This is a genomic window from Enterobacter cloacae complex sp. 397G4, assembly GCF_050031515.1.
GTDB classification, from domain to species: Bacteria; Pseudomonadota; Gammaproteobacteria; order Enterobacterales; family Enterobacteriaceae; genus Enterobacter; species Enterobacter hormaechei_C.
Genome location: NZ_JBLGWE010000001.1, coordinates 3233837 through 3254957 on the forward strand (window position 1 = coordinate 3233837; position 21121 = coordinate 3254957).

Consider the following 21121-nt stretch of genomic DNA (forward strand, 5'->3'; position numbering starts at 1 on the left):
GCATCGACTCCAACACAGCATTAAACACCAATAAATGAACATAAAAGCAGTGCATTACTCCATTTAAAATGAAAATATGAGTAAATTGCGCCAACTATTCACGTGCTATATGTTAGTCTTTCCAGGATCGTTTTAACAAAAAGGAATGACAGTGAAAAACGCACCTAAATTTGCCATCGCCCTCATCGCCGCTGCGTGCGCCAGCACCAGTGCTTTCGCCAGCGAAACCCAGAAAGAGCAGCCGCTGGAAAAAGTTGCTCCGTATCCGCAAGCGGACAAAGGGATGAAGCGCCAGGTTATTCAGCTCCCGGCTCAGCAGGATGAAGCAAATTTCAAAGTTGAGCTGTTAATCGGCCAGACGCTGGAAGTGGACTGCAATCAGCATCGTCTGGGCGGCCAGCTGGAAAGCAAAACGCTGGAAGGCTGGGGCTATGACTACTATGTTTTCGACAAAGTAACCTCGCCAGTCTCCACCATGATGGCGTGCCCGGACGGCAAGAAAGAGAAGAAATTTATTACCGCGTATCTGGGTGATAACAGTCTGCTGCGCTATAACAGCAAGCTGCCGATCGTCGTATACACGCCGGAAAACGTGGATGTGAAATATCGCGTATGGAAAGCGGATGAGACGGTAGGACAAGCGGTAGTTCGTTAAAAATAAGTCGGGTGGCGCTCTCGCTTACCCGACCTGGAAAGGGTGCGTTCTGGTGCCCTCACCCCAACCCTCTCCCACCGGGAGAGGGAGAAAACACTAAAAACGGTAACAGATGTTACCGTTTTGCGTTTACCTTACAGCGCGATATCCGCTACCGGCTTGCTTTCCGCCTGAGGTTTCAGCTCTGCCTGTGGCGCAGCATCCGCAGCCTGTGGTTTGACGTATTGCAGTTGCAGAACGCGGCTGGTGTATTCCAGCTCTTGTTCCGTGGCTTCAACGTTACCGTTCAGCTTCGTACCGTAGGATGGAATAATGGTTTTCAGCTTCGCCTGCCATTCCGGGCTGGATACTTTGTCCTTAAACACTTTTTCCATCAGGTGCAGCATGATTGGCGCAGCGGTAGACGCCCCCGGAGATGCCCCCAGCAGCGCGGCAATGGTGCCATCCTTGTCGCTTACCACTTCGGTGCCCAGACGCAGCACGCCGCCCTCTTTCGGATCGCGTTTGATAATCTGCACGCGCTGACCCGCCTGCCACAGACGCCAGTCTTCTTTCTTCGCCTGCGGATAGTACTCTTTCAGCGCCTCGAAGCGTTCTTCATCAGAGAGCATCACCTGGCTAATCAGGTATTTCACCAGATCGAAGTTATCCAGCCCCACGTCCATCATTGGCTTAACGTTTGACGTCGTGGTCGCGCTCAGCAGATCCCACAGGGAACCGTTTTTCAGGAATTTGGTGGAGAATGTGGCAAACGGCCCGAACAGCACTACGCGCTTACCGTCCAGCATGCGGGTGTCGATATGCGGAACGGACATCGGTGGTGCGCCCACAGAGGCCTGACCGTACACTTTAGCCAGATGACGGTTAACCACTTCCGGGTTTTCCGACACCAGGAACTGGCCGCCGACCGGGAAGCCCGCGTAGTCGTCCGCTTCCGGAATACCGGACTCCTGCAACAGTTTCAGCGCCGCGCCGCCCGCACCGATAAACACGAACTTCGCCTTAATCACATGCTCGGCTTCGTTGTTTTTCAGATCGGCAACGGTCACGCTCCAGCTGTTATCCGCGTTGCGCTTGAAACCACGCACTTCGGAGCTGAGTTGCAGGTTAAAGTTCTCTTTTTTCTTCAGAGAGGACACCAGCTGACGGGTGATTTCACCGTAGTTAACGTCAGTACCAATTTCAGTGCGGGTCGCCGCTACTTTCTGGTTCGGATCGCGGCCTTCCATGACCAGCGGCGCCCACTCTTTGATTTGAGCGTGATCTTCAGAGTATTTCATCCCGCGGAAAAGCGTGCTCTGTTGCAGGGCAGCGTAGCGCGCGCGCAGGAAGTTGACGTTTTGATCGCCCCACACAAAGCTCATGTGCGGTACGGTGTTGATGAAGGAGTGTGGATTGTGCAACACACCGCTGTTCACCTGGTGAGACCAGAACTGACGTGAGATCTGGAACGCTTCGTTGATCTCTACCGCCTTCTCGATACTAATGGAACCGTCCTTTTTCTGCGGCGTATAGTTCAGTTCCATGAGTGCCGAGTGCCCCGTCCCGGCGTTGTTCCAGCCGTTAGAGCTTTCCTGTGCCACGCCATCGAGGCGCTCGACCATGGTCATGGACCAGTTCGGCTCTAATTCCTGAAGATACGTTCCCAGCGTGGCGCTCATGATGCCGCCACCAATTAAAAGGACATCCGTTTCCTGCTCTTTTGGTGCGTCAGCCTTCGCCGCCATCGAGACGACGTTCAGCCCCACGGCCAGAGAAAAGAGCACGGCAGTCATTTTTTTCATCATTTATGCCTTAGTTGAATAGTGCTTGATGCGTGGAAATTACAGGTGAAACACGCTGCGGTGGCACGGTAGCAACTTTTAAATATTGTTTAAAGGTTACGAAATTATTGTAATTGTGAAATTTAATGATGGATTGTTTGTAGGGATTTGGCAGACAGGCTGGCACCCGACGATTTTCCTGGCTATCATGCTGCACTTTGTGATCGCGCGCACGGAAGCCTGCCCCTACCAGCGAATTGTTATGTCATTACCCCACTCGTCTGTACCTCAAGAAGGCCATGTCGCCACTGTTTTACGTTCGCCTCACCGTCTGATGCGCGAAACCCTGGCCGGTGTGATCACCGCGCTGGCGCTGATCCCGGAAGTGATTTCGTTTTCCGTGGTCGCGGGCGTGGATCCGAAAGTGAGCCTTATCGCCTCCGTGGTGCTCTGTTTCGCCCTTTCCCTGCTCGGCGGGCGTCCGGCCATGGTGACGGCGGCGGCAGGTTCCGTCGCGCTGGTGATTGGGCCGATGGTCCATCAACACGGCGTACAGTACATTCTGCCCGCGGTGGTGATGGCAGGCGTGATTCAGATCCTGTTCGGCGCGCTGGGTATGGCGCGGCTGATGCGCTTTATTCCCCAGTCGGTGATGACCGGGTTTGTTAACGCCCTTGGCATTTTGATTTTCTTTGCCCAGGTGCCCCATTTCTGGAGCCGAAGCCCGCTGATTGTGGGCCTGTTCGTGCTGACGCTGCTGATTGTGCTCTGGGTGCCACGCTATATCAAAAGCGTGCCCTCCCCGCTGATTGCCATTGTGCTGCTGACTTTGTTCACCGTCACCAGCGGGCAAATCCTGCCGACGGTAGGGGATGAAGGTTCCATGGGCGGCGGTTTGCCGGGCTTTACGCAACTGCTGGTGCCGCTCAATCTGGAAACCCTGAGCATCATCTGGCCGTGCGCGCTAAGTATCGCTTTCGTTGGCCTGCTGGAATCCTTGTTGACGGCAAAACTGGTGGACGAGCTGACCGCTACCCCCTCCAGTAAGCGCCGCGAGAGCATCGGACTGGGCGTGGGCAATATTATGGCCGGGTTCTACGGCGGCATTGCGGGCTGCGCGATGATTGGGCAGACCATCGTTAACGTGGAGATGGGGAAAGGCAGAAGCCGTATCTCCACCCTTGCGGCGGGCATCGTACTGCTGGTGCTGGTTACGGCGCTCAGCGAGGTGATGGCCAAAATTCCGATGGCGGTACTGGCGGGAATTATGGCCATTGTGGCCGTCAAGACCTTTAGCTGGCATAGCGTTCAGCCCGGAACGCTGAAAAACGCGCCGGTGGCTGAAACCGTCGTGATGCTGGTGACGGTTGTGGCAACGGTTTTCACCGGCAACCTGGCAATTGGCGTGCTGGGCGGGATTATGATGATGTTCATCCTCCCTGCCCGACTTAAGCAAAAAGCGCTGGCTACAGAAGAAAAATCGTCGCCAGTCCAAGAAAAATAAAGAAACCGCCGGTATCGGTAATGGCGGTGATCATCACGCTCGACCCCACCGCGGGGTCGCGCCCCAGCCGGGTCATGGTCAACGGGATAATCACGCCCATCATCGCCGCCACCAGCAGGTTCAGCACCATCGCCAGCATCATGACCCCGCCCAGCGCCATATCATCATACAGCCACCAGGTAATGCCGCCCATGATGCCGCCCCAGACCAGGCCGTTAATCAGCGCGACGCCCATCTCCCTGAAAATCAGCCACGAGAAATTACCCGGCTGTATGTTTTCCAGCGCCAGGGCGCGAACGATCATGGTGATAGTCTGGTTGCCGGTGTTCCCGCCGATCCCCGCCACAATCGGCATCAGCGACGCCAGGGCCACCAGCTGGGAAATGGTATGTTCGAAGCCGTCAATAACGCGGGACGCCACGAACGCGGTGCATAAATTGATGGCGAGCCACGCCCAGCGCGTTTTGACGGCCTTGCCGACGGAGGCATGAACGTCATCTTCGGCACTGATCCCGCCAAGGGCACGCAGGTCGTTATCGGTCTCTTCATAGACCACGTCAACGATCTCATCGATGGTCAGACGCCCCATCAGCTTGCCCACCGAATCCACCACCGCCGCGCTCACCAGGTCATCACGTTCGAAGGTACGCGCCGCTTTTTCGGCATCGTCTTCCGGCGAGAAGACCATCGGCTCGGTTTCCATGACCTCACTCACCCGCTGCTGGGTGCTGTTCAGCAGGATCGTTTTCAGCTCCAGCTCCCCGAGCAGAGTTTTATCCCGCGAGGTGACGAACAGTTTATCGGTGTTGTCCGGCATACTGCCCAGGCGACGAAGATAGCGCTGCACCGTACCCAGGGTGACGTCCGGGCGCACGGTGATGACGCCAAACTCCATGATCGCGCCGACGCTGTTTTTCTCGTAGTGCATCACCTGACGCACGCGCGCCCGCTCTTCAGCAGGCAGGGAAGCCAGCAGGCGTCCGGTCAGGTTGCGCGGAAGATGCTGAACGAGGTAAATCTGCTCATCGATATCCAGCGTTTGCAGGGCGTCAAGAATGTCCCGGTCGCTCATCTCATCGATAAGGTCATCCCAGACGTTTTCCGAGGCTTCAAGCAATACCTGACCGCGCTCGTGATCCTGCACCAGCCGCCACAGGGCGTGGCGCTCTTCGGAAGGCAATGCCTCCAGGGTGTCCGCCAGGTCCGGGGGCGGTAAATGTGCAACCAGCGCACCTACCTCAGCAATATCGTCGGCCAGCGTGCCGACATCATATTGCTCAGCCAGGGTTAGCTTACCCAATAACGTTGACGTGACCGCTTTATCGGTCGTCAGGAGCCAGATGAGCCGCGCACGCTCCTGGTCACGCTGCCTGGCGCTGTTTTTCTTTAATACCGACATCAATCATAAATCCATTAAATGAGTTGGCGTTAAGCATAGCGCGGGGATATGTAAATAAGAATAAACGGCGGGTCGGGATGGAGAAAAAAACGGCATATATGAAAAATTAGTGTGCCGGGCGCCACCCGGCACAATTGCAATCAGGCCGTACGCGCCACCGCGTCCCGTGACGCCGCATCGCGCTCATCGCCGGTCAGCTCGCTCAGCTTGCCGTCGCGCATCTCCAGCAGACGGTCGGCGTGAATGAAGTAGTGATCGTCATGGCTGATGGCAAAAATGGTTTTTCCCATCGCCTGCATCAGCGGCAGCAGGACCTGATAAAACTCGCGACGGAAGTGCGGGTCCTGATCGGCGGCCCACTCATCCAGCAGGATGATGTCACGCTCCTCGGCCAGGGCCAGCAGCAGCGCCACGCGCTTCTTCTGCCCTTTCGACAGCTTCAGATTCAGGATTTTACCATCCTGGAGCTCCAGCTTGTGCGACATTTGCAGGTGCGCAAGCCACTTCTCCACCAGCGCCGGATCCGCCTGCTGCCCTTCCGGTCCCAGCAGCCGGTCGAACAGCCAGACGTCGGTAAATACCGCCGAGAAGAGCTTGCGGTAGTCCTCCGGTTTCTCCGCGCTCAGCGCTTTACCATCCAGCAAAATTTCACCCGCCTGCGGCTGGTAGAGGCCCGTCAGCAGCATCGCCAGCGTAGATTTGCCGCTGCCGTTGCCGCCGATAAGGAACAGCAGTTCGCCGCGATGAATGGTCAGGTTTATCGGCCCTACGGAGAAGGCGTTATCCTGATAGCGGAAGGTAACGTTACGCAGCTCCAGCGTTTGCCAGTTCGGGAAGGCCTGCGGGCGCGGGAACTCAGCCTTAAACGGCGCAAGGTCGAATTTCTTCAGCTTGTTGAAGGCAACCTGAGCGCTCAGCAGCGTCGGCAGTGCGCCAACGGCCGACAGCAGCGGCGTGCGTAAAAACAGCAGCGTCAGGGAGTAGGTTGCCGCCACGTTGGTATCCGCCCACCCCAGGCTGTTCGCCATCCAGAACACCAGACCAATCGCGCCCAGCATCATGATGTTGGACCAGTTCACGGCGCTCAGGTGGAACGTATCGGCGCGGATAATGTGATGACGATATTCGTGCGCATCCGGGATATAAAGATGGTTGAAGATATGCTCGGCACGCTCGCGGTTCAGCGTCAGCTCTTTGCGCCCTTCCAGCACCGTCTGATAATCGTTATAGAGCTTGTCTTCCGTTTCGCGCAGCACTGCCATGTGCTTATAGACGCGTGATACCAGCAGGAACCCGCCCCAGATGGTAATAACAATCCACAGCGCCGTTACCGCCAGCATTTTGCTGGAGAGCCAGGCGAGATAGGCTGCCGAGCCAAATGTCAGGATGATCCCCTGCACCAGCTCCGGCAGGCGCACAAAGGCGATGGTAATGGCGCGCACATCGCTGGTCAGCCCCGCCAGCAGAGAGGCACTTCCCAGCTGCTCGATGCGTTCCACCTGAGTATCAAGGATCCGTTTGATGAACTCACTGCGCAGACGGAAAACGAAATGGTGGCCGAGGGCGGTCAGCGCCAGCTGTGACCCGAGCGTGACTGCCATCAGCAGCAGCAGTAAACCCAGAAATTCCGGCAGGACGGAGAGTGACGTGTCTACCATTTCGATCAAACGCACGTTAATGAAGGCAATCAGGCCGATCCCCAGCGCCGCGCTGGCAAGGCTTAACGCCATCACCGCGATAAAAGGCCAGCGATACTGCCGCCAGACAAGAAGAAGTAGTTGCATGCAGAGCAATCCGGACAAGAAAAATCAGCCAGCAGTGTAAACTGCCTTTCACACACATCAAGAATAATTCTTATTTTTATTCTCTGTATGCCGCCTGACGGAACGTGAGGTTGTAGCGAAATGCCCCCGCCACCGGGTGATCGCCAGGTTTAAGCGGCTGAATACCGTGGTAAAAAAGCCGTGATTCACCGCCCCAGACCACCACATCACCATGCTCCAGCATCAGCCGTTTGAGCGGGTCGTTGCGCCGCAGGCCGCCAAACTGAAAGACAGCGGGCAGCCCAAGGGATACCGAGACGATCGGCGCGCGCAGGTCTGGCTCGTCCTTATCCTGATGCAAGGAGAGCTTTGCCCCAACGGCATAGCGGTTGATAAGACAGGCATCGGGTCGAAAATCAGGATAGCCGGCCGCCACGGCGGCGTCATGACACAGCGCCTGAAACGCCTCCGGCATCGGCGGCCACGGCTGATCCGTCAGCGGATCGTTCGCGGCATATACATAGCCCCGCTCATTCGTCGCCCATCCCAGTTCGCCACAGTTGGTCATCGCCACGGACATGGTATACCCGCCCGGCGTAACCATATGGCGAAATGGCGAACAAGCGGAAACGGCATCAATACCGTCGAACAGCGCCGCCGCGCGGGAAAGCGCGAAGCGTCTCAGGATCGTCGCCCCCGGCGCGAGCGGCTCGTGCCAGGGTTCAGCATCAGCAAAAAGATCGAGCATTATCCCTCCGGGTTGTTCGCCTCACGTTTCAACAATAGCATCTTACGCGCTGCTCCCCAGCGATAACCCGACAGCGCACCGTCGTTACGCACCACGCGGTGACAGGGGATGACTATCGCCAGTTTGTTGGCACCGCAGGCCCCCGCCACGGCACGTATGGCATTGGGTTTACCAATGGCCTTCGCCACCTGCTGATAGCTTGCCGTTTCACCGCAGGGGATATCCCGCAGCGCCTGCCAGACCTGCTGCTGGAAGGCGGTACCACGGATATCCAGCGGCAGCGTCAGCGGCGTCGCGCGGCTGTCGACAGAGGCAATAACCTGCCGAACACGCCCGGCAAACGCGCCTTCCATCGGTTCACGGACGGCAAGCGGAAACAGTGACAGCAGCTCAGCCGTCAGCCCGGCGTCGTCATCACCCAGCAGTATTGCGCAGATCCCGCGCTCGCTTTCCGCCACCAGACAGCGGCCCAGCGAGCAGTCACTGATGGCATAGCGGACCGCAGCCTCTCCGTTGCGGTACTGTTTTGCCGTCATGCCCAGCGCGCCGTTGGCTTTACGGTAGTAGCTGCTGCCGTCCGGAAAGCCAGCGGCCAGTACGGCGTCGGTGATTTTACCGCCCTGTGCAAGCAGGGTGCGCAGGCGTTGTTCACGCGCGGCCTGCTGCCATGCTTTCGGCGTCATGCCGGTGACGGATTTAAACAAGCGGTGGAAATGGAACGGACTCATGGCAACCTGCTGCGCCAGTGCCTCCAGGTTCAGCGCGGCATCCTGTTCAAGCAGTCGACAGGCCAGCGCAATGTTGGCCTTTTTCTGCGCCATAGGGTCGACCTGGTCTGGCCTACAGCGCTTACAGGGGCGGAAACCCGCCTGCGCGGCCTGGTGAGCATCAGGATAAAAGCAGACATTTTTACGCAGCGCGTGGCGGGCGCGGCAGGACGGACGACAATAAATGCCGGTCGTCTGCACGGCAAAGACAAACTGGTTATCCGCACGCGGATCGCGGGCCAGTACGGCCTGCCAGCGATCCTCATCGGTAAGATAGGTTGTGTTTTTCATTATCGGCTCCTCTTACAAGCATACGCTCAGCTTGCCTGAACGCCACCGAACAAAAACCCGCAACCTTGCTTTTTAATTTTTTTCGCTCACCAGGAAGCTGTTGAACTGCGGCGAACTCCAGGTTTTAAATCCGTCAGCCTCTTTGGTGATCATATAGACGGCCAGCCCTTCCTGACGCACCACCTCTTTGGCCTTCTCCGTGCCGAGCACCATCAATCCGGTATCCCAGGCATCCGCTTCCAGCGCGGTTGGGGCTATCACCGTCACGGACACCAGGTTGTGGGTAATCGGGCGTCCGGTTTGCGGATCAATCACGTGCGAGATACGTTTGCCATCCAGCTCGTAATAGTTGCGGTAGCTTCCGGAGGTGCTTATACCGTGCCCGTTGATGTCGACAATCGCCTGCACCGCGTTCTGCTGATCGGTTGGTTTTTGGATGGCCACTCGCCACGGCCTGCCGCTGGCGTTCATGCCCCGGCTGACGAGCGCGCCCCCGACGGAAACCAGATAACGCGGAATGCCTTCCTGCGCCATCAGGGCCGCGAGATGATCCGCAGCATACCCCTCGCCTACCGTGGAGAGATCGACAAACAGGTCGGGAATATCTTTTTGCAGGTATTGCTGACCGTACTGGGAGATCACCGCCAGATGCTGTAACCCTGTACGGGCGCGGGCGTCGTCGATGGCGGCTTGATCGGGTGTAGTCACCGGCTGCTTGTTGGGGCCAAATCCCCACAGGTTCACCAGCGGCCCCACGGTCACATCCATTGCGCCATTGGTTTTGTAGCCCACGCGCATGGATTCCGTGACGATATCGGCCATCGCTTCGCTCACCGGCCACAGCGAGGTGCTGCTGGAGCGATTGAAACGCATCAGCGCTGAGTCATTTTTATAGGTAGAGAGTAGCTGATCGTCGGCATCCAGCTGCGCCTGAATTTTACCGCGTAATTCTTCAGCGCGGGATTTATCAATATCCATCACGCTGACGCGCCAGAAGGTCCCCATGGTTTTCCCTTCCAGCACCGTCGCGGCGGGTGCGTCGATTTTTGCGGGCTGTGTGGAAGAGTCACACGCAGTCAGGAGTAAAAAAGTCGCCAGAACGCTGGCGCGTAAAAAAGTCATATCCATTGGTTATTATCCTCATGCCAGGGCGGCAAGAGTACACTAAAACAGCGTATTTGTAAGACCCTAAAAAAGCATGAAAAAAGGGGCCTGATGGCCCCTTTGTCGCTGTATGAGCAATTAGAACTGGTAAACCAGACCCAGCGCGACGATATCGTCAGTACCGATACCTGCTGCGCGAGTGAAGTCGTTCTCATCAACCAGGTTGATTTTGTAATCAACGTAGGTGGACATGTTTTTGTTGAAGTAGTAAGTCGCGCCAACATCAACATATTTCAGCAGATCCTGGTCGCCGTAGCCGTTTTCCAGGTCCTTACCTTTAGATTGCAGGTATGCCACGGATGGACGCAGACCGAAGTCGAACTGATACTGCGCAACCACTTCGAAGTTCTGCGCTTTGTTAGCCCAGCCCAGGTCGCCCGCACGGGTCGCGTTGTAAGTCTGAGTATACTGTGCAGCCAGGTAGATGTTGTTCGCGTCGTATTTCAGACCACCGGTGTAGGTCTCTGCGCGATCGCCTTCACCGTAGTAGCCCGCAGCGTTCTGGTCAGCAGTACGTTTAGAACTGGTAACTGCCGTACCGAGTGCGAAGCCTTCGCCCAGATCGTAGGTCAGAGAGCCGCCGTAGCCATCACCGTTCTGACGCAGCGCGTCACGACCGTTGTTGGTCTGGCCTTCGCCGCTTGCGCTGCCGTTTTTACCCTGGTACTGCAACGCGAAGTTCAGACCATCAACCAGACCGAAGAAGTCCTGGTTACGGTAGGTCGCGAAGCCGTTACCACGCTGCTGCATGAAGTTGTCAGAACCGTAGGTGTCGCCGCCGAATTCCGGCAGAACGTCGGTCCAGGAAGTCACATCGTAAACAACGCCGTAGTTACGACCGTAGTCGAATGAACCCGCATCAGCGAATTTCAGACCTGCGAACGCCACACGCGTCCATGAGTTGTTTTCGTTCTCACCAGAGTTACCCTGGATCTGGTATTCCCACTGGCCGTAACCGGTCAGCTGGTCGTTAACCTGAGTTTCGCCTTTGAAGCCCAGACGCATGTAGGTCTGGTCGCCGTCTGCACTGTCGTCATCAGAGAAATAGTGCAGACCATCCACTTTACCGTACAGATCTAATTTGTTGCCGTCTTTGTTATAAATTTCAGCCGCATTTGCTGCGCCTGCCACCAGCAGAGCTGGTACCAGGAGGGACAGTACTTTAACTTTCATTTTATTAACCCTCTGTTATATGCCTTATTATTTACCACTGCTTACTGGTCAACCCTCTTAACCAGTCGGCAAGTTCATTCTCCTCAAAAATGCAGAATAATCCAACAGGAATATGATACGAAAACTTTGAAGATGTTTCACTTTACCATCAACATGTTTCAATTTGTAAATTTGAAGGAACTTTTACAGAGCATAAATAGTTTAAAAATATAGCACGGATAATCAAAGCAAAAATATATTCTATTTAATACAAGTGATTAGCTTAAAAAACGGTACAGCACTGAATGACAAAAAAATTCCCTTCAACACCACTAAAATAACTCTCGCTATCATCATTAACTTTATTTATTACCGTCATTCAGTTCTGAATGTCTGTTTATCCCTAATTGAACCGGATGCTTCGCATTCGGTTTTTTTTTACCTTTCTTTACGTCAGTCTACATTTTATGTGCTACCCCTCAGAAATGATAACGACTATTAACTAAATCCAGATTCCGGCTTTCGCTGAATTCTTTTTTATGCTATTGAAATTAATTTCTTGTTTATTCGTGCTATTTTCCTGCCGGTGCGATCGCGTATTTATACATTTCACGGGGTTTTGTACACCTTTCATCCGGGGACGTTGAAGCCGGTTACCCGGATAAAAAGTCAAGGTCATACCGTTAACGACGCTGGAAATTCAGTTATTACCCTTTATACTGCCCTATCCCATTACCGCGCGGCCATTACGGGTTAAACACATCGATGAGTCAGACTGAAACTACCGCCCCGAGCAAATTCTCCCTTCTACCGGGCAGCATCACCCGTTTCTTTCTTCTGTTGATCGTTGTGCTGTTAGTCACAATGGGGGTGATGGTTCAGAGCGCCGTTAATACCTGGCTTAAAGATAAAAGCTATCAAATCGTCGATATCACCCATGCGGTGCACAAGCGCATTGATACGTGGCGCTATGCGACCTGGCAAATCTACGACAATATCGCTGCCGCGCCTGCCACCTCGTCAGGCGAAGGGTTGCAGGAAACGCGCCTTAAGCAGGATGTGTATTACCTTGAAAAACCGCAGCGCAAGACGGAAGCCCTGATTTTCGGCTCGCACGACAGCGCAACGCTTGAGATGACGCAGCGGATCTCCTCCTATCTGGACACCCTGTGGGGCGCCGAGACCGTACCGTGGTCAATGTATTACCTGAATGGTCAGGACAACAGCATGATCCTGATCTCGACCCTGCCGCTTAAGGATCTTTCGTCCGGCTTTAAAGAGACCACCGTTGGCAGTATTGTGGATTCCCGTCGGGCAGAAATGCTGCAACAGGCCAACGCGCTGGACGAGCGCGAAAGTTTCTCGTCATTACGCCGTCTTGCCTGGCAGAATGGCCACTACTTTACGCTGCGAACCACCTTTAACCAGCCGGGCCATCTGGCGACCGTGGTTGCCTTCGACCTGCCGATTAACGATCTCATCCCACCGGATATGCCGCTGGACAGTTTCCGTCTGGAGCCAGACAACAGCACCCAAAATATGCGCACGCCGTCGGATAAAGAAGGCGCGGACAGCGTAGCGATCTCCTTTAATGGCTCAAAGATTGAGATTGCCTCATCGCTCAACTCAACCGGTATGCGTCTGGTGTGGCAGGTGCCTTTTGGCACCCTGATGCTTGATACTCTGCAAAACATTCTGCTGCCGCTTTTGCTGAATATTGGCCTGCTGGCGCTGGCGCTGTTTGGCTACAGCACCTTCCGTTTCCAGTCGGGCCGCCAGAGCGACTCGACGTCGGTATCAGCCGGGACCAGCAACGAGTTGCGCATTCTTCGTGCCCTGAATGAAGAGATTATTTCCGTGCTGCCGCTTGGGGTGCTCGTTCACGACCAGGAGGCTAACCGCACGGTAATGAGCAATAAAATTGCCGATCACCTTCTGCCGCATCTTAACCTGCAAAATATTACGGCCATGGCGGACCAGCACCAGGGCGTTATTCAGGCCACCGTTAATAATGAACTGTATGAGATCCGTCAGTTCCGCAGTCAGGTCGCCTCGCGCACGCAAATCTTCATCATTCGCGATCAGGATCGCGAAGTGCTGGTGAATAAAAAGCTCAAGCAGGCGCAAAGGCTGTACGAGAAAAACCAACATGGCCGCGCGGCGTTTATGCAAAATATTGGCGATGCCTTTAAACAACCGTTGAAGTCACTCGCCACGCAGATTGCTGATCTGAGCACGCCGGAAAGCCGACAGCTCAGCAGCCAGGCCGACTCCCTGGTTCGTCTGGTGGACGAAATCCAGCTTGCGAACATGCTGGAGAATGACATCTGGAAGGGCACCCCTACGCTCTTCTCCATCCAGGACCTGATTGATGAGGTGGTGCCGGAAGTCCTGCCGGTGATCAAGCGCAAGGGACTCCAGCTGCTGATCAACAACCATTTACCGGCCAACGACGAACGTCACGGCGATCGCGATGCCCTGCGTCGCATCCTGATGATGTTGATACAGTATGCCGTCACCACGACGCAGATCGGCAAGATCACCCTTGAAGTCAGCACCGATGAGTCCACCGACGATCGTCTGACGTTCCGCATTCTGGATACGGGCGAAGGCGTCACAGTGAGCGAAATTGATAACCTGCACTTCCCGTTCCTGAACGATACCCAGCGCGACCACTACGGTAAGGCGAATGCCCTCACCTTCTGGCTCTGCGATCAGCTGGCGCGTAAGCTGGGCGGTCATCTGAACATTAAGGCCCGCGAATCCCTCGGCACCCGCTACTCTTTACACGTGAAAATGGCGGCGAATCCCCAGGAAGAGGATGAAGAGCGTCTGCTGGACGATGTGGTGGTGATGGTGGATGTGACCTCCAGTGAGATCCGAAATATCGTCGTTCGTCAGCTGGAAAACTGGGGGGCGTCCTGCATTACCCCGGACGAAAGGCTCGCGAGTCAAGAATTTGATCTATTTTTAACTGATAATCCGTCTAATCTTACTGCCTCAGGCTTGCTTTTAAGCGATGATGAGCCAGGCGTGCGGAAAATCGGCCCTGGGCAGCTGCGCGTCAACTTTAATATGAGCAATGCAATGCAGGAAGCTGTATTACAACTGATTGAAGAGAATCTGGCGCAGGAAGAGATCCTGGAGTCACCGTTAGGCGGCGATGAAAATGCCGAACTCCATGCCAGCGGATATTATTCGCTCTTCGTTGATACAGTACCAGATGATGTTAAGCGGTTGTATACTGAGTCCGCTGCGCAGGATTTTGCAGCGCTGGCACAGACAGCACACCGGCTTAAAGGGGTGTTTGCCATGCTTAATCTGGTTCCCGGCAAGCAGTTATGTGAAACGCTGGAACATCTAATTCGTGAGAAAGATGCCTCTGGCATTGAAAAATACATCAGCGACATTGACGCTTACGTCAAGAGCTTGCTGTAGCAAGGTAGCCTTATACATGAACAATATGAACGTAATTATTGCCGATGACCATCCGATTGTACTGTTCGGTATTCGCAAATCACTTGAACAGATCGAGTGGGTGAATGTAGTCGGTGAATTTGAAGATTCCACAGCCCTCATTAACAATCTGCCTAAACTTGATGCGCACGTGCTCATTACCGATCTCTCCATGCCTGGAGATAAGTACGGTGATGGGATCACGCTCATCAAATACATTAAACGCCACTTCCCGGACATTTCGATCATTGTTCTGACCATGAACAATAACCCAGCGATCCTGAGCGCCGTTCTGGATCTCGATATTGAAGGGATTGTGCTGAAACAAGGCGCACCTACCGATCTGCCAAAAGCGCTGGCGGCGCTACAGAAAGGGAAGAAATTCACTCCTGAGAGCGTCTCACGCCTGCTTGAAAAAATCAGCGCGGGTGGCTATGGCGACAAGCGTCTTTCGCCTAAAGAGAGTGAAGTTCTGCGTCTGTTCGCTGAAGGTTTCCTGGTCACTGAAATCGCCAAAAAGCTGAACCGCAGTATTAAAACCATCAGTAGCCAGAAAAAATCCGCAATGATGAAGCTGGGTGTGGATAACGATATCGCCCTACTGAACTATCTCTCTTCCGTGACGCTGAGCGCAACGGACAAAGATTGATCTTCGCTGTCTACGCCGGGTGGCGCTCGCGCTTACCCGGCCTACAGCCGCCGGAGAAATAAAAAAGGCCCTTTCGGGCCTTTTTTATTGTCTCGCTTTTCGTACCCGCTCCGCATACACGGATAGCGTCTGCTTCAGTACATCCAGCGTGACCGGCTTCGACAGGCAGCTGTCCATTCCCGACTCCAGACAGCGCTGCTTCTCCTCCGCCAGCGCGTTGGCTGTCACCCCTACCACCGGCAGCGTCAGCCCCAGCTGTCGGATACGCTGCGTCAGACGGTAGCCGTCCATGTTAGGCATGTTCACATCGCTGAGCACAATATCAATATGGTTCTTACTTAAGACATTCAGGGCATCCACGCCATCATTGGCCGTTTTACACTGATAGCCCAGAGAGCCAAGCTGATCTGCGAGCAGACGACGGTTAATCGGATGATCGTCGACGACCAGAATCATCATATCGTCGTTCACCGACGCCAGCTCATCAGGGGAAGCCAGCACGGTGGCGCCGTCGCTGTCCTCAAGCTGCACGCTGTAAATACGCGCCAGCAAGCCCAGCAGCTCGTGCGGTGTCGCCACGCTGTGCACCCATACCCCAGGCGAACGCTCAAGCGGAATACCGATATGACGGCGGCAGAACATCACTACGCCGCGCCCCGCCCACGCCTGCTCCGGCTCAACGTCAGTGATCAGCATGTCATCCGCGTCCGGCGTCTGGCCTTCGTAGCGTGAAACCCGCACGCCGCTGCTGGTCAGCATCGAGGTCAGGAAATCATGTAAGGAGGCGTTGTGCACCGCCAGCCAGCAGTGCTTATCGCTCAGCCCGTCGACGGTGGTTTTCGCCGGATAGTGCGCCGAATAGAGCGGAATACGAATGGTGAACTGGCTGCCCATGCCTGGCTCTGTATCGACGGAGATATCTCCATCCATCATACTGATAAGCTTCTCGCAAATCGCCAGACCTAGCCCGGTCCCCTGGAAATTACGCTGGACGCCGGTTCCCACCTGGAAGAACGGATCGAACAGGCGAACGACCTCTTTCGCCGGAATGCCAACACCCGTGTCGCGCACGCGAATGGTCAGGTACTCCCCTGCCCGACAGACGTGCAGCACAATACAGCCGATATCGGTAAATTTGATGGCGTTGCTCAGCAGGTTTGAGATGACCTGTTGCAGACGCATCGGATCGCCATGCAGCGTCAGCGGCACATCCGGCTCGATAAAGCAGTACAGCCCAAGCTGTTTACGCACCACCAGCGGCAGGTAGTTAGCGCAGATATGGTTCATCACTTCGCGCGGGGAGAACTCGCGCGGCTCTATTTTCAACTGCTCGGATTCAATTTTAGAGAAATCGAGAATATCGCTGATGATTTTCAGCAGCAGGCTGGACGAGTTGTTCATGGCCGTCACCAGCCGGTCGACGCCTTTCGGCAGCTCTTTGGTCTGGAGCAGGTCGAGGTTACCGATAATGCCGTAGAGCGGCGTTCGCAGCTCATGGCTGACGGTCGCGAGGAACATCGATTTCGACTGACTGGCCTGCTCCGCCGCCTGCGCCATATCCTGCAATGACTCTTCCATTTTCACGCGCGCAGAGACGTCCACCAGCACGCAAATGGCCACGTTTTCATTGCGGTAGCGAGAATGGACGAAGCTGATTTGCAGGTTGGTGTGGGTGCTGGTCAGCACATCCACAAAGTTAACCTGCTGACCGCAGATGATCTGGGTTAACCGCTGGCGGTCTTCATGCGTGAGCATGTTCAGGTAGTTATGGGCAAGCTCGTTACTGAGGATATTTGTCCCGTCCTGAGTACGCAGAATGCAGATCCCCACCGGCGCCGAGGCGACAATTTTACGGTTAAACTGCTCATGCTCTTCCAGACGCTGAGCATCCGCTTCCGCCGGAATAAAGATCCGCCGCTCATACATTCTCGCCAGCATAAACAGCGCGACGCCTACCGCGATGTTCAGCAAAATGGCGTTAAGGATCAGGATGCGAATGCGCTCCAGGACCTTGTCCACCGGCAGCGAGTAGACAATGCTCAGCGACGATGGCGGTAAACTTTTCTTCAGCACCAGCTCGCGGAACCCGGAGGTATAGCCAAACCATGACCGCTCCTGCATCCAGCTGGGTTCCACCTTCAGGCGGTTTTCAGGCCCGGTAAGGGAGATGAGCGGATGGCCGTTTTCATCCAGAATGGTCACGCCCATCGGCAGACTGCCCGGCGTGAAGAAGTTTTCCATACGGATGGTTTGTTCAATCCCCAGCAGCGCTTGCAGGCGGTTTCCGAGGTAAACCGGAGTCAGGGCATAGAAATAGCCGACGCCCATGCGCGGCCCCTGGCTTATCCAGAAGATGTTGTTCCCGCGCTCTTCCTGAGGCGCATTGCGGTATTTCACTATACGCTCATGCAGACTTTTCAGCGCGTCTTCGCGTTCGACGGGCATATCCCGCAGGCCGAAATCCGCCATGCAGAGATTTTCGTTGCCAATCAGGTAGACACGGTTCAGATCGTAGGCGGCCGAGAAATTATCGCGCCAGTAGCGCATAAACCATGACAGGGACTCCAGTGAACCACGCCAGGCTTTGCTCATGGCGGAACAATCGGAGTCCGGGAAGAGCGGTTCGAAATCAGGTACTTCGGTTTTTTCATCCCGACCGCGGATAGCAAGAATGCCGTTCTCCGCCGTGAGTCGATTCTCAGCAATATACTTAAGCTCTTTCATCACGTCAGACGTGCGCTGGATATAGCGCTGAGCCTGATCCGAGCTTAAGTTAAACTCCTGGCGGATCTCCGCTTCTTTCTGGTGTAACGCGTTAACGATGTAAAACACCGAGAGCAGTGCCACCAGCAACCATAGCAGTAGCGCAAGCGCCCGAAACAGATAGCGAGAGACTTTTAACGTGGTACGAAAGGAGACGAGGTATTTCAAAGGGGCGAGGCTCCGCCGTCGGGGTCAAAAAGAATGTGGTTAAGGTAGCGGTAAACGCGGCTTGTCGCAACGTTCACTTGTCTGCTTGCGCAAAACAAAAGGGCCGGAAACCGGCCCTTTATGCGTCAGGAGACGTTACTCGTCAGCGTCATCCGCTGCTTCATCATCGGTGTCCGCTTCCGGGGCGATTTCATCATCCCCTTCCGCAACGCTGCCGTCGATAGAGTCGAGCTCTTCGTCATCCACCGGCTCAGCAACGCGTTGCAGACCGACGACGTTTTCATCTTCCGCAGTGCGGATGAGGATTACGCCCTGGGTGTTACGACCCACCACGCTGATCTCAGACACGCGGGTACGCACCAGCGTACCGGCATCGGTGATCATCATGATCTGGTCCGCGTCGTCCACCTGCACCGCGCCAACAACGGAACCGTTGCGCTCGGTCACTTTGATGGAGATAACGCCCTGCGTGCCGCGTGACTTGGTCGGGTATTCGCTTTCCGCCGTACGTTTACCGTAGCCGTTCTGGGTGACGGTCAGGATTGCGCCTTCGCCACGAGGAACGATCAGGGAAACCACGCTGTCTTCACCCGCCAGCTTGATACCACGCACGCCGGTCGCCGTACGACCCATAGCGCGCACGGCGTTCTCTTTAAAGCGCACCACTTTACCGGCGGCAGAGAACAGCATGACTTCATCAGAACCGGAGGTCAGATCCACGCCGATCAGCTCATCGCCTTCGTTCAGGTTCACCGCGATGATCCCGGCAGAACGTGGACGGCTGAACTCGGTCAGCGCGGTTTTCTTCACGGTACCGCTCGCGGTCGCCATAAAGACGTTCACGCCCTCTTCGTACTCGCGTACCGGCAGAATAGCGGTGATACGTTCGTTCGCTTCCAGCGGCAGCAGGTTGACGATAGGACGACCCCGCGCGCCACGGCTCGCTTCCGGCAGCTGATAGACTTTCATCCAGTACAGACGGCCCCGGCTGGAGAAGCAGAGGATCGTGTCGTGGGTGTTGGCCACCAGCAGACGGTCAATGAAGTCTTCTTCTTTAATACGTGCCGCAGATTTGCCTTTACCGCCACGACGCTGTGCTTCGTAGTCGGTCAACGGCTGATACTTCACGTAGCCCTGGTGAGACAGCGTCACTACCACGTCTTCGCGGTTGATCAGATCTTCAATGTTGATATCAGAGCTATTGGCTGTGATTTCGGTGCGACGCTCGTCGCCGAACTGATCGCGAACCAGTTCCAGCTCTTCACGGATCACTTCCATCAGGCGCTCTGCGCTACCCAGGATATGCAGCAGCTCGGCAATCTGCTCCAGCAGCTCTTTGTACTCGTCGAGCAGTTTTTCATGCTCAAGGCCGGTCAGTTTCTGCAAACGCAGATCCAGAATCGCCTGGGCCTGCTGTTCAGTCAGGTAGTACTGGCCGTCACGCACGCCGAATTCCGGTTCCAGCCACTCAGGACGCGCAGCGTCATCACCGGCACGTTCCAGCATTGCCGCCACGTTGCCCAGATCCCATGGACGCGCAACCAGCGACGCCTTCGCTTCTGCCGGCGTCGGCGCACGGCGGATCAGCTCGATGATCGGGTCGATGTTCGCCAGCGCAACGGCCAGTGCTTCAAGGATATGGGCACGGTCGCGCGCTTTGCGCAGTTCGAAGATGGTACGACGGGTCACCACTTCACGGCGGTGACGCACGAACGCGCTCAGGATCTCTTTCAGGTTCATGATCTTCGGCTGGCCATGATGCAGCGCAACCATGTTGATACCGAAGGAGACCTGAAGCTGAGTCTGGGAGTAAAGGTTGTTCAGCACAACTTCACCCACCGCGTCGCGCTTGATTTCAATCACGATGCGCATACCGTCTTTATCAGACTCGTCACGCAGCGCGCTGATGCCTTCAACGCGTTTTTCTTTTACCAGCTCGGCGATTTTTTCAATCAGTCGCGCTTTGTTCACCTGATACGGGATCTCGTGAACAATAATGGTTTCACGGCCGGTTTTAGCGTCCGCTTCCACTTCGGCGCGGGCACGGATGTAAATCTTGCCGCGACCGGTGCGGTACGCTTCTTCAATACCGCGACGGCCATTGATGATTGCCGCCGTCGGGAAGTCCGGGCCCGGGATGTGTTCCATCAGCCCTTCAATGCTGATGTCTTCATCGTCAATGTAGGCCAGGCAGCCGTTGATCACTTCCGTGATATTGTGCGGTGGAATGTTGGTTGCCATACCGACGGCGATACCGGACGAACCGTTCACCAGCAGGTTTGGGATCTTCGTTGGCATAACGTCAGGAATTTTTTCCGTGCCGTCGTAGTTATCAACGAAATCAACCGTCTCTTTTTCCAGGTCAGCCATCAGCTCATGGGCAATCTTCGCCAGACGGATTTCCGTATAACGCATTGCCGCGGCGGAGTCGCCGTCGATAGAACCAAAGTTACCCTGACCATCTACCAGCATGTAACGCAGCGAGAAGGGCTGCGCCATACGGACAATGGTGTCGTACACCGCGGAATCACCATGAGGATGGTATTTACCGATTACGTCACCAACGACACGGGCAGATTTTTTGTAGGCTTTATTCCAGTCATTGCCCAATACGTTCATGGCGTATAGTACGCGACGGTGTACCGGCTTCAGGCCATCGCGGACGTCCGGCAGCGCACGGCCAACAATGACCGACATCGCATAGTCCAGATAGGAGCTTTTCAGCTCTTCCTCGATGTTAACCGGTGTAATTTCTCTCGCAAGGTCGCTCATCTAACCGCTATCCCTCTACTGTATCCCGGATTCAAAGGTCGCAAATTATAACACAGCCGCGGTGATACAGGTAAACCTATACGCTTTATTCACAGGGATTGCCTGAT

General features: G+C 55.3%; 13 protein-coding genes. 4 read left to right on the forward strand and 9 right to left on the reverse strand.

Annotated elements, in window-relative coordinates; genetic code table 11:
- The first annotated feature begins 145 nt into the window (after window positions 1–145).
- Window positions 146–655, forward strand: a complete 510-nt coding sequence (eco, locus tag ACQG1Y_RS15525; RefSeq protein WP_032648923.1) for a serine protease inhibitor ecotin — start codon at window positions 146–148, stop codon at window positions 653–655.
- 134 nt (window positions 656–789) lie between these two features.
- Here the strand turns inward: eco and mqo are convergent, their stop codons facing one another.
- Window positions 790–2439, reverse strand: a complete 1650-nt coding sequence (gene mqo, locus ACQG1Y_RS15530) for a malate dehydrogenase (quinone) (protein WP_163313247.1) — start codon at window positions 2437–2439, stop codon at window positions 790–792.
- Window positions 2440–2626: 187 nt separating this feature from the next.
- On the opposite strand from mqo, the gene ACQG1Y_RS15535 reads away from it, so the two are divergent.
- Complete coding sequence (locus ACQG1Y_RS15535; RefSeq protein ID WP_040118313.1) at window positions 2627–3922, forward strand: SulP family inorganic anion transporter; 1296 nt, start codon at window positions 2627–2629, stop codon at window positions 3920–3922.
- On the opposite strand, the gene mgtE is transcribed toward ACQG1Y_RS15535, so the two are convergent.
- The 6 genes from mgtE to ACQG1Y_RS15565 all read right to left on the reverse strand — a co-directional run bounded on the left by mgtE (window position 3885) and on the right by ACQG1Y_RS15565 (window position 11227).
- A complete protein-coding gene (gene mgtE, locus ACQG1Y_RS15540; protein ID WP_006811337.1) occupies window positions 3885–5321 on the reverse strand; it encodes a magnesium transporter in 1437 nt (478 codons plus the stop codon). The genes ACQG1Y_RS15535 and mgtE overlap by 38 nt on opposite strands.
- A 140-nt stretch (window positions 5322–5461) precedes the next feature.
- Window positions 5462–7105 carry a multidrug ABC transporter permease/ATP-binding protein gene (locus tag ACQG1Y_RS15545; protein WP_017383408.1) on the reverse strand — a complete coding sequence of 548 codons (1644 nt, stop codon included), beginning with the start codon at window positions 7103–7105 and terminating at the stop codon, window positions 5462–5464.
- Between the two features lie 76 nt (window positions 7106–7181).
- A complete protein-coding gene (gene alkB / locus ACQG1Y_RS15550; protein WP_015572292.1) occupies window positions 7182–7832 on the reverse strand; it encodes a DNA oxidative demethylase AlkB in 651 nt (216 codons plus the stop codon).
- A complete protein-coding gene (gene ada, locus ACQG1Y_RS15555; RefSeq protein ID WP_047636913.1) occupies window positions 7832–8890 on the reverse strand; it encodes a bifunctional DNA-binding transcriptional regulator/O6-methylguanine-DNA methyltransferase Ada in 1059 nt (352 codons plus the stop codon). Before ada ends, alkB begins: the two co-directional genes overlap by 1 nt.
- 72 nt (window positions 8891–8962) lie before the next feature.
- The gene (apbE, locus tag ACQG1Y_RS15560) at window positions 8963–10018 is read right to left on the reverse strand and encodes an FAD:protein FMN transferase ApbE (RefSeq protein ID WP_015572290.1); all 1056 of its coding nucleotides are present in this window, start codon (window positions 10016–10018) and stop codon (window positions 8963–8965) included.
- Between the two features lie 114 nt (window positions 10019–10132).
- Window positions 10133–11227: a porin OmpC gene (locus ACQG1Y_RS15565; RefSeq protein WP_045327789.1), complete on the reverse strand. Its 1095-nt coding sequence runs from the start codon at window positions 11225–11227 to the stop codon at window positions 10133–10135.
- Between the two features lie 744 nt (window positions 11228–11971).
- Here ACQG1Y_RS15565 and rcsD point away from each other — a divergent pair.
- Together rcsD and rcsB are read left to right on the forward strand one after the other, a co-directional pair.
- Entirely contained in the window at window positions 11972–14644 is a 2673-nt protein-coding gene (gene rcsD, locus ACQG1Y_RS15570; RefSeq protein ID WP_017383411.1) for a phosphotransferase RcsD, read from the forward strand.
- A gap of 16 nt (window positions 14645–14660) precedes the next feature.
- On the forward strand, window positions 14661–15311 hold the full coding sequence (gene rcsB, locus ACQG1Y_RS15575) for a response regulator transcription factor RcsB (RefSeq protein ID WP_003859405.1): 651 nt from the start codon (window positions 14661–14663) through the stop codon (window positions 15309–15311).
- A gap of 84 nt (window positions 15312–15395) precedes the next feature.
- On the opposite strand, the gene rcsC is transcribed toward rcsB, so the two are convergent.
- On the reverse strand, window positions 15396–18242 hold the full coding sequence (gene rcsC, locus ACQG1Y_RS15580) for a two-component system sensor histidine kinase RcsC (protein WP_017693023.1): 2847 nt from the start codon (window positions 18240–18242) through the stop codon (window positions 15396–15398).
- Between the two features lie 135 nt (window positions 18243–18377).
- On the reverse strand, window positions 18378–21014 hold the full coding sequence (gyrA, locus tag ACQG1Y_RS15585; protein ID WP_015572288.1) for a DNA topoisomerase (ATP-hydrolyzing) subunit A: 2637 nt from the start codon (window positions 21012–21014) through the stop codon (window positions 18378–18380).
- Between the last annotated feature and the right edge of the window lie 107 nt (window positions 21015–21121).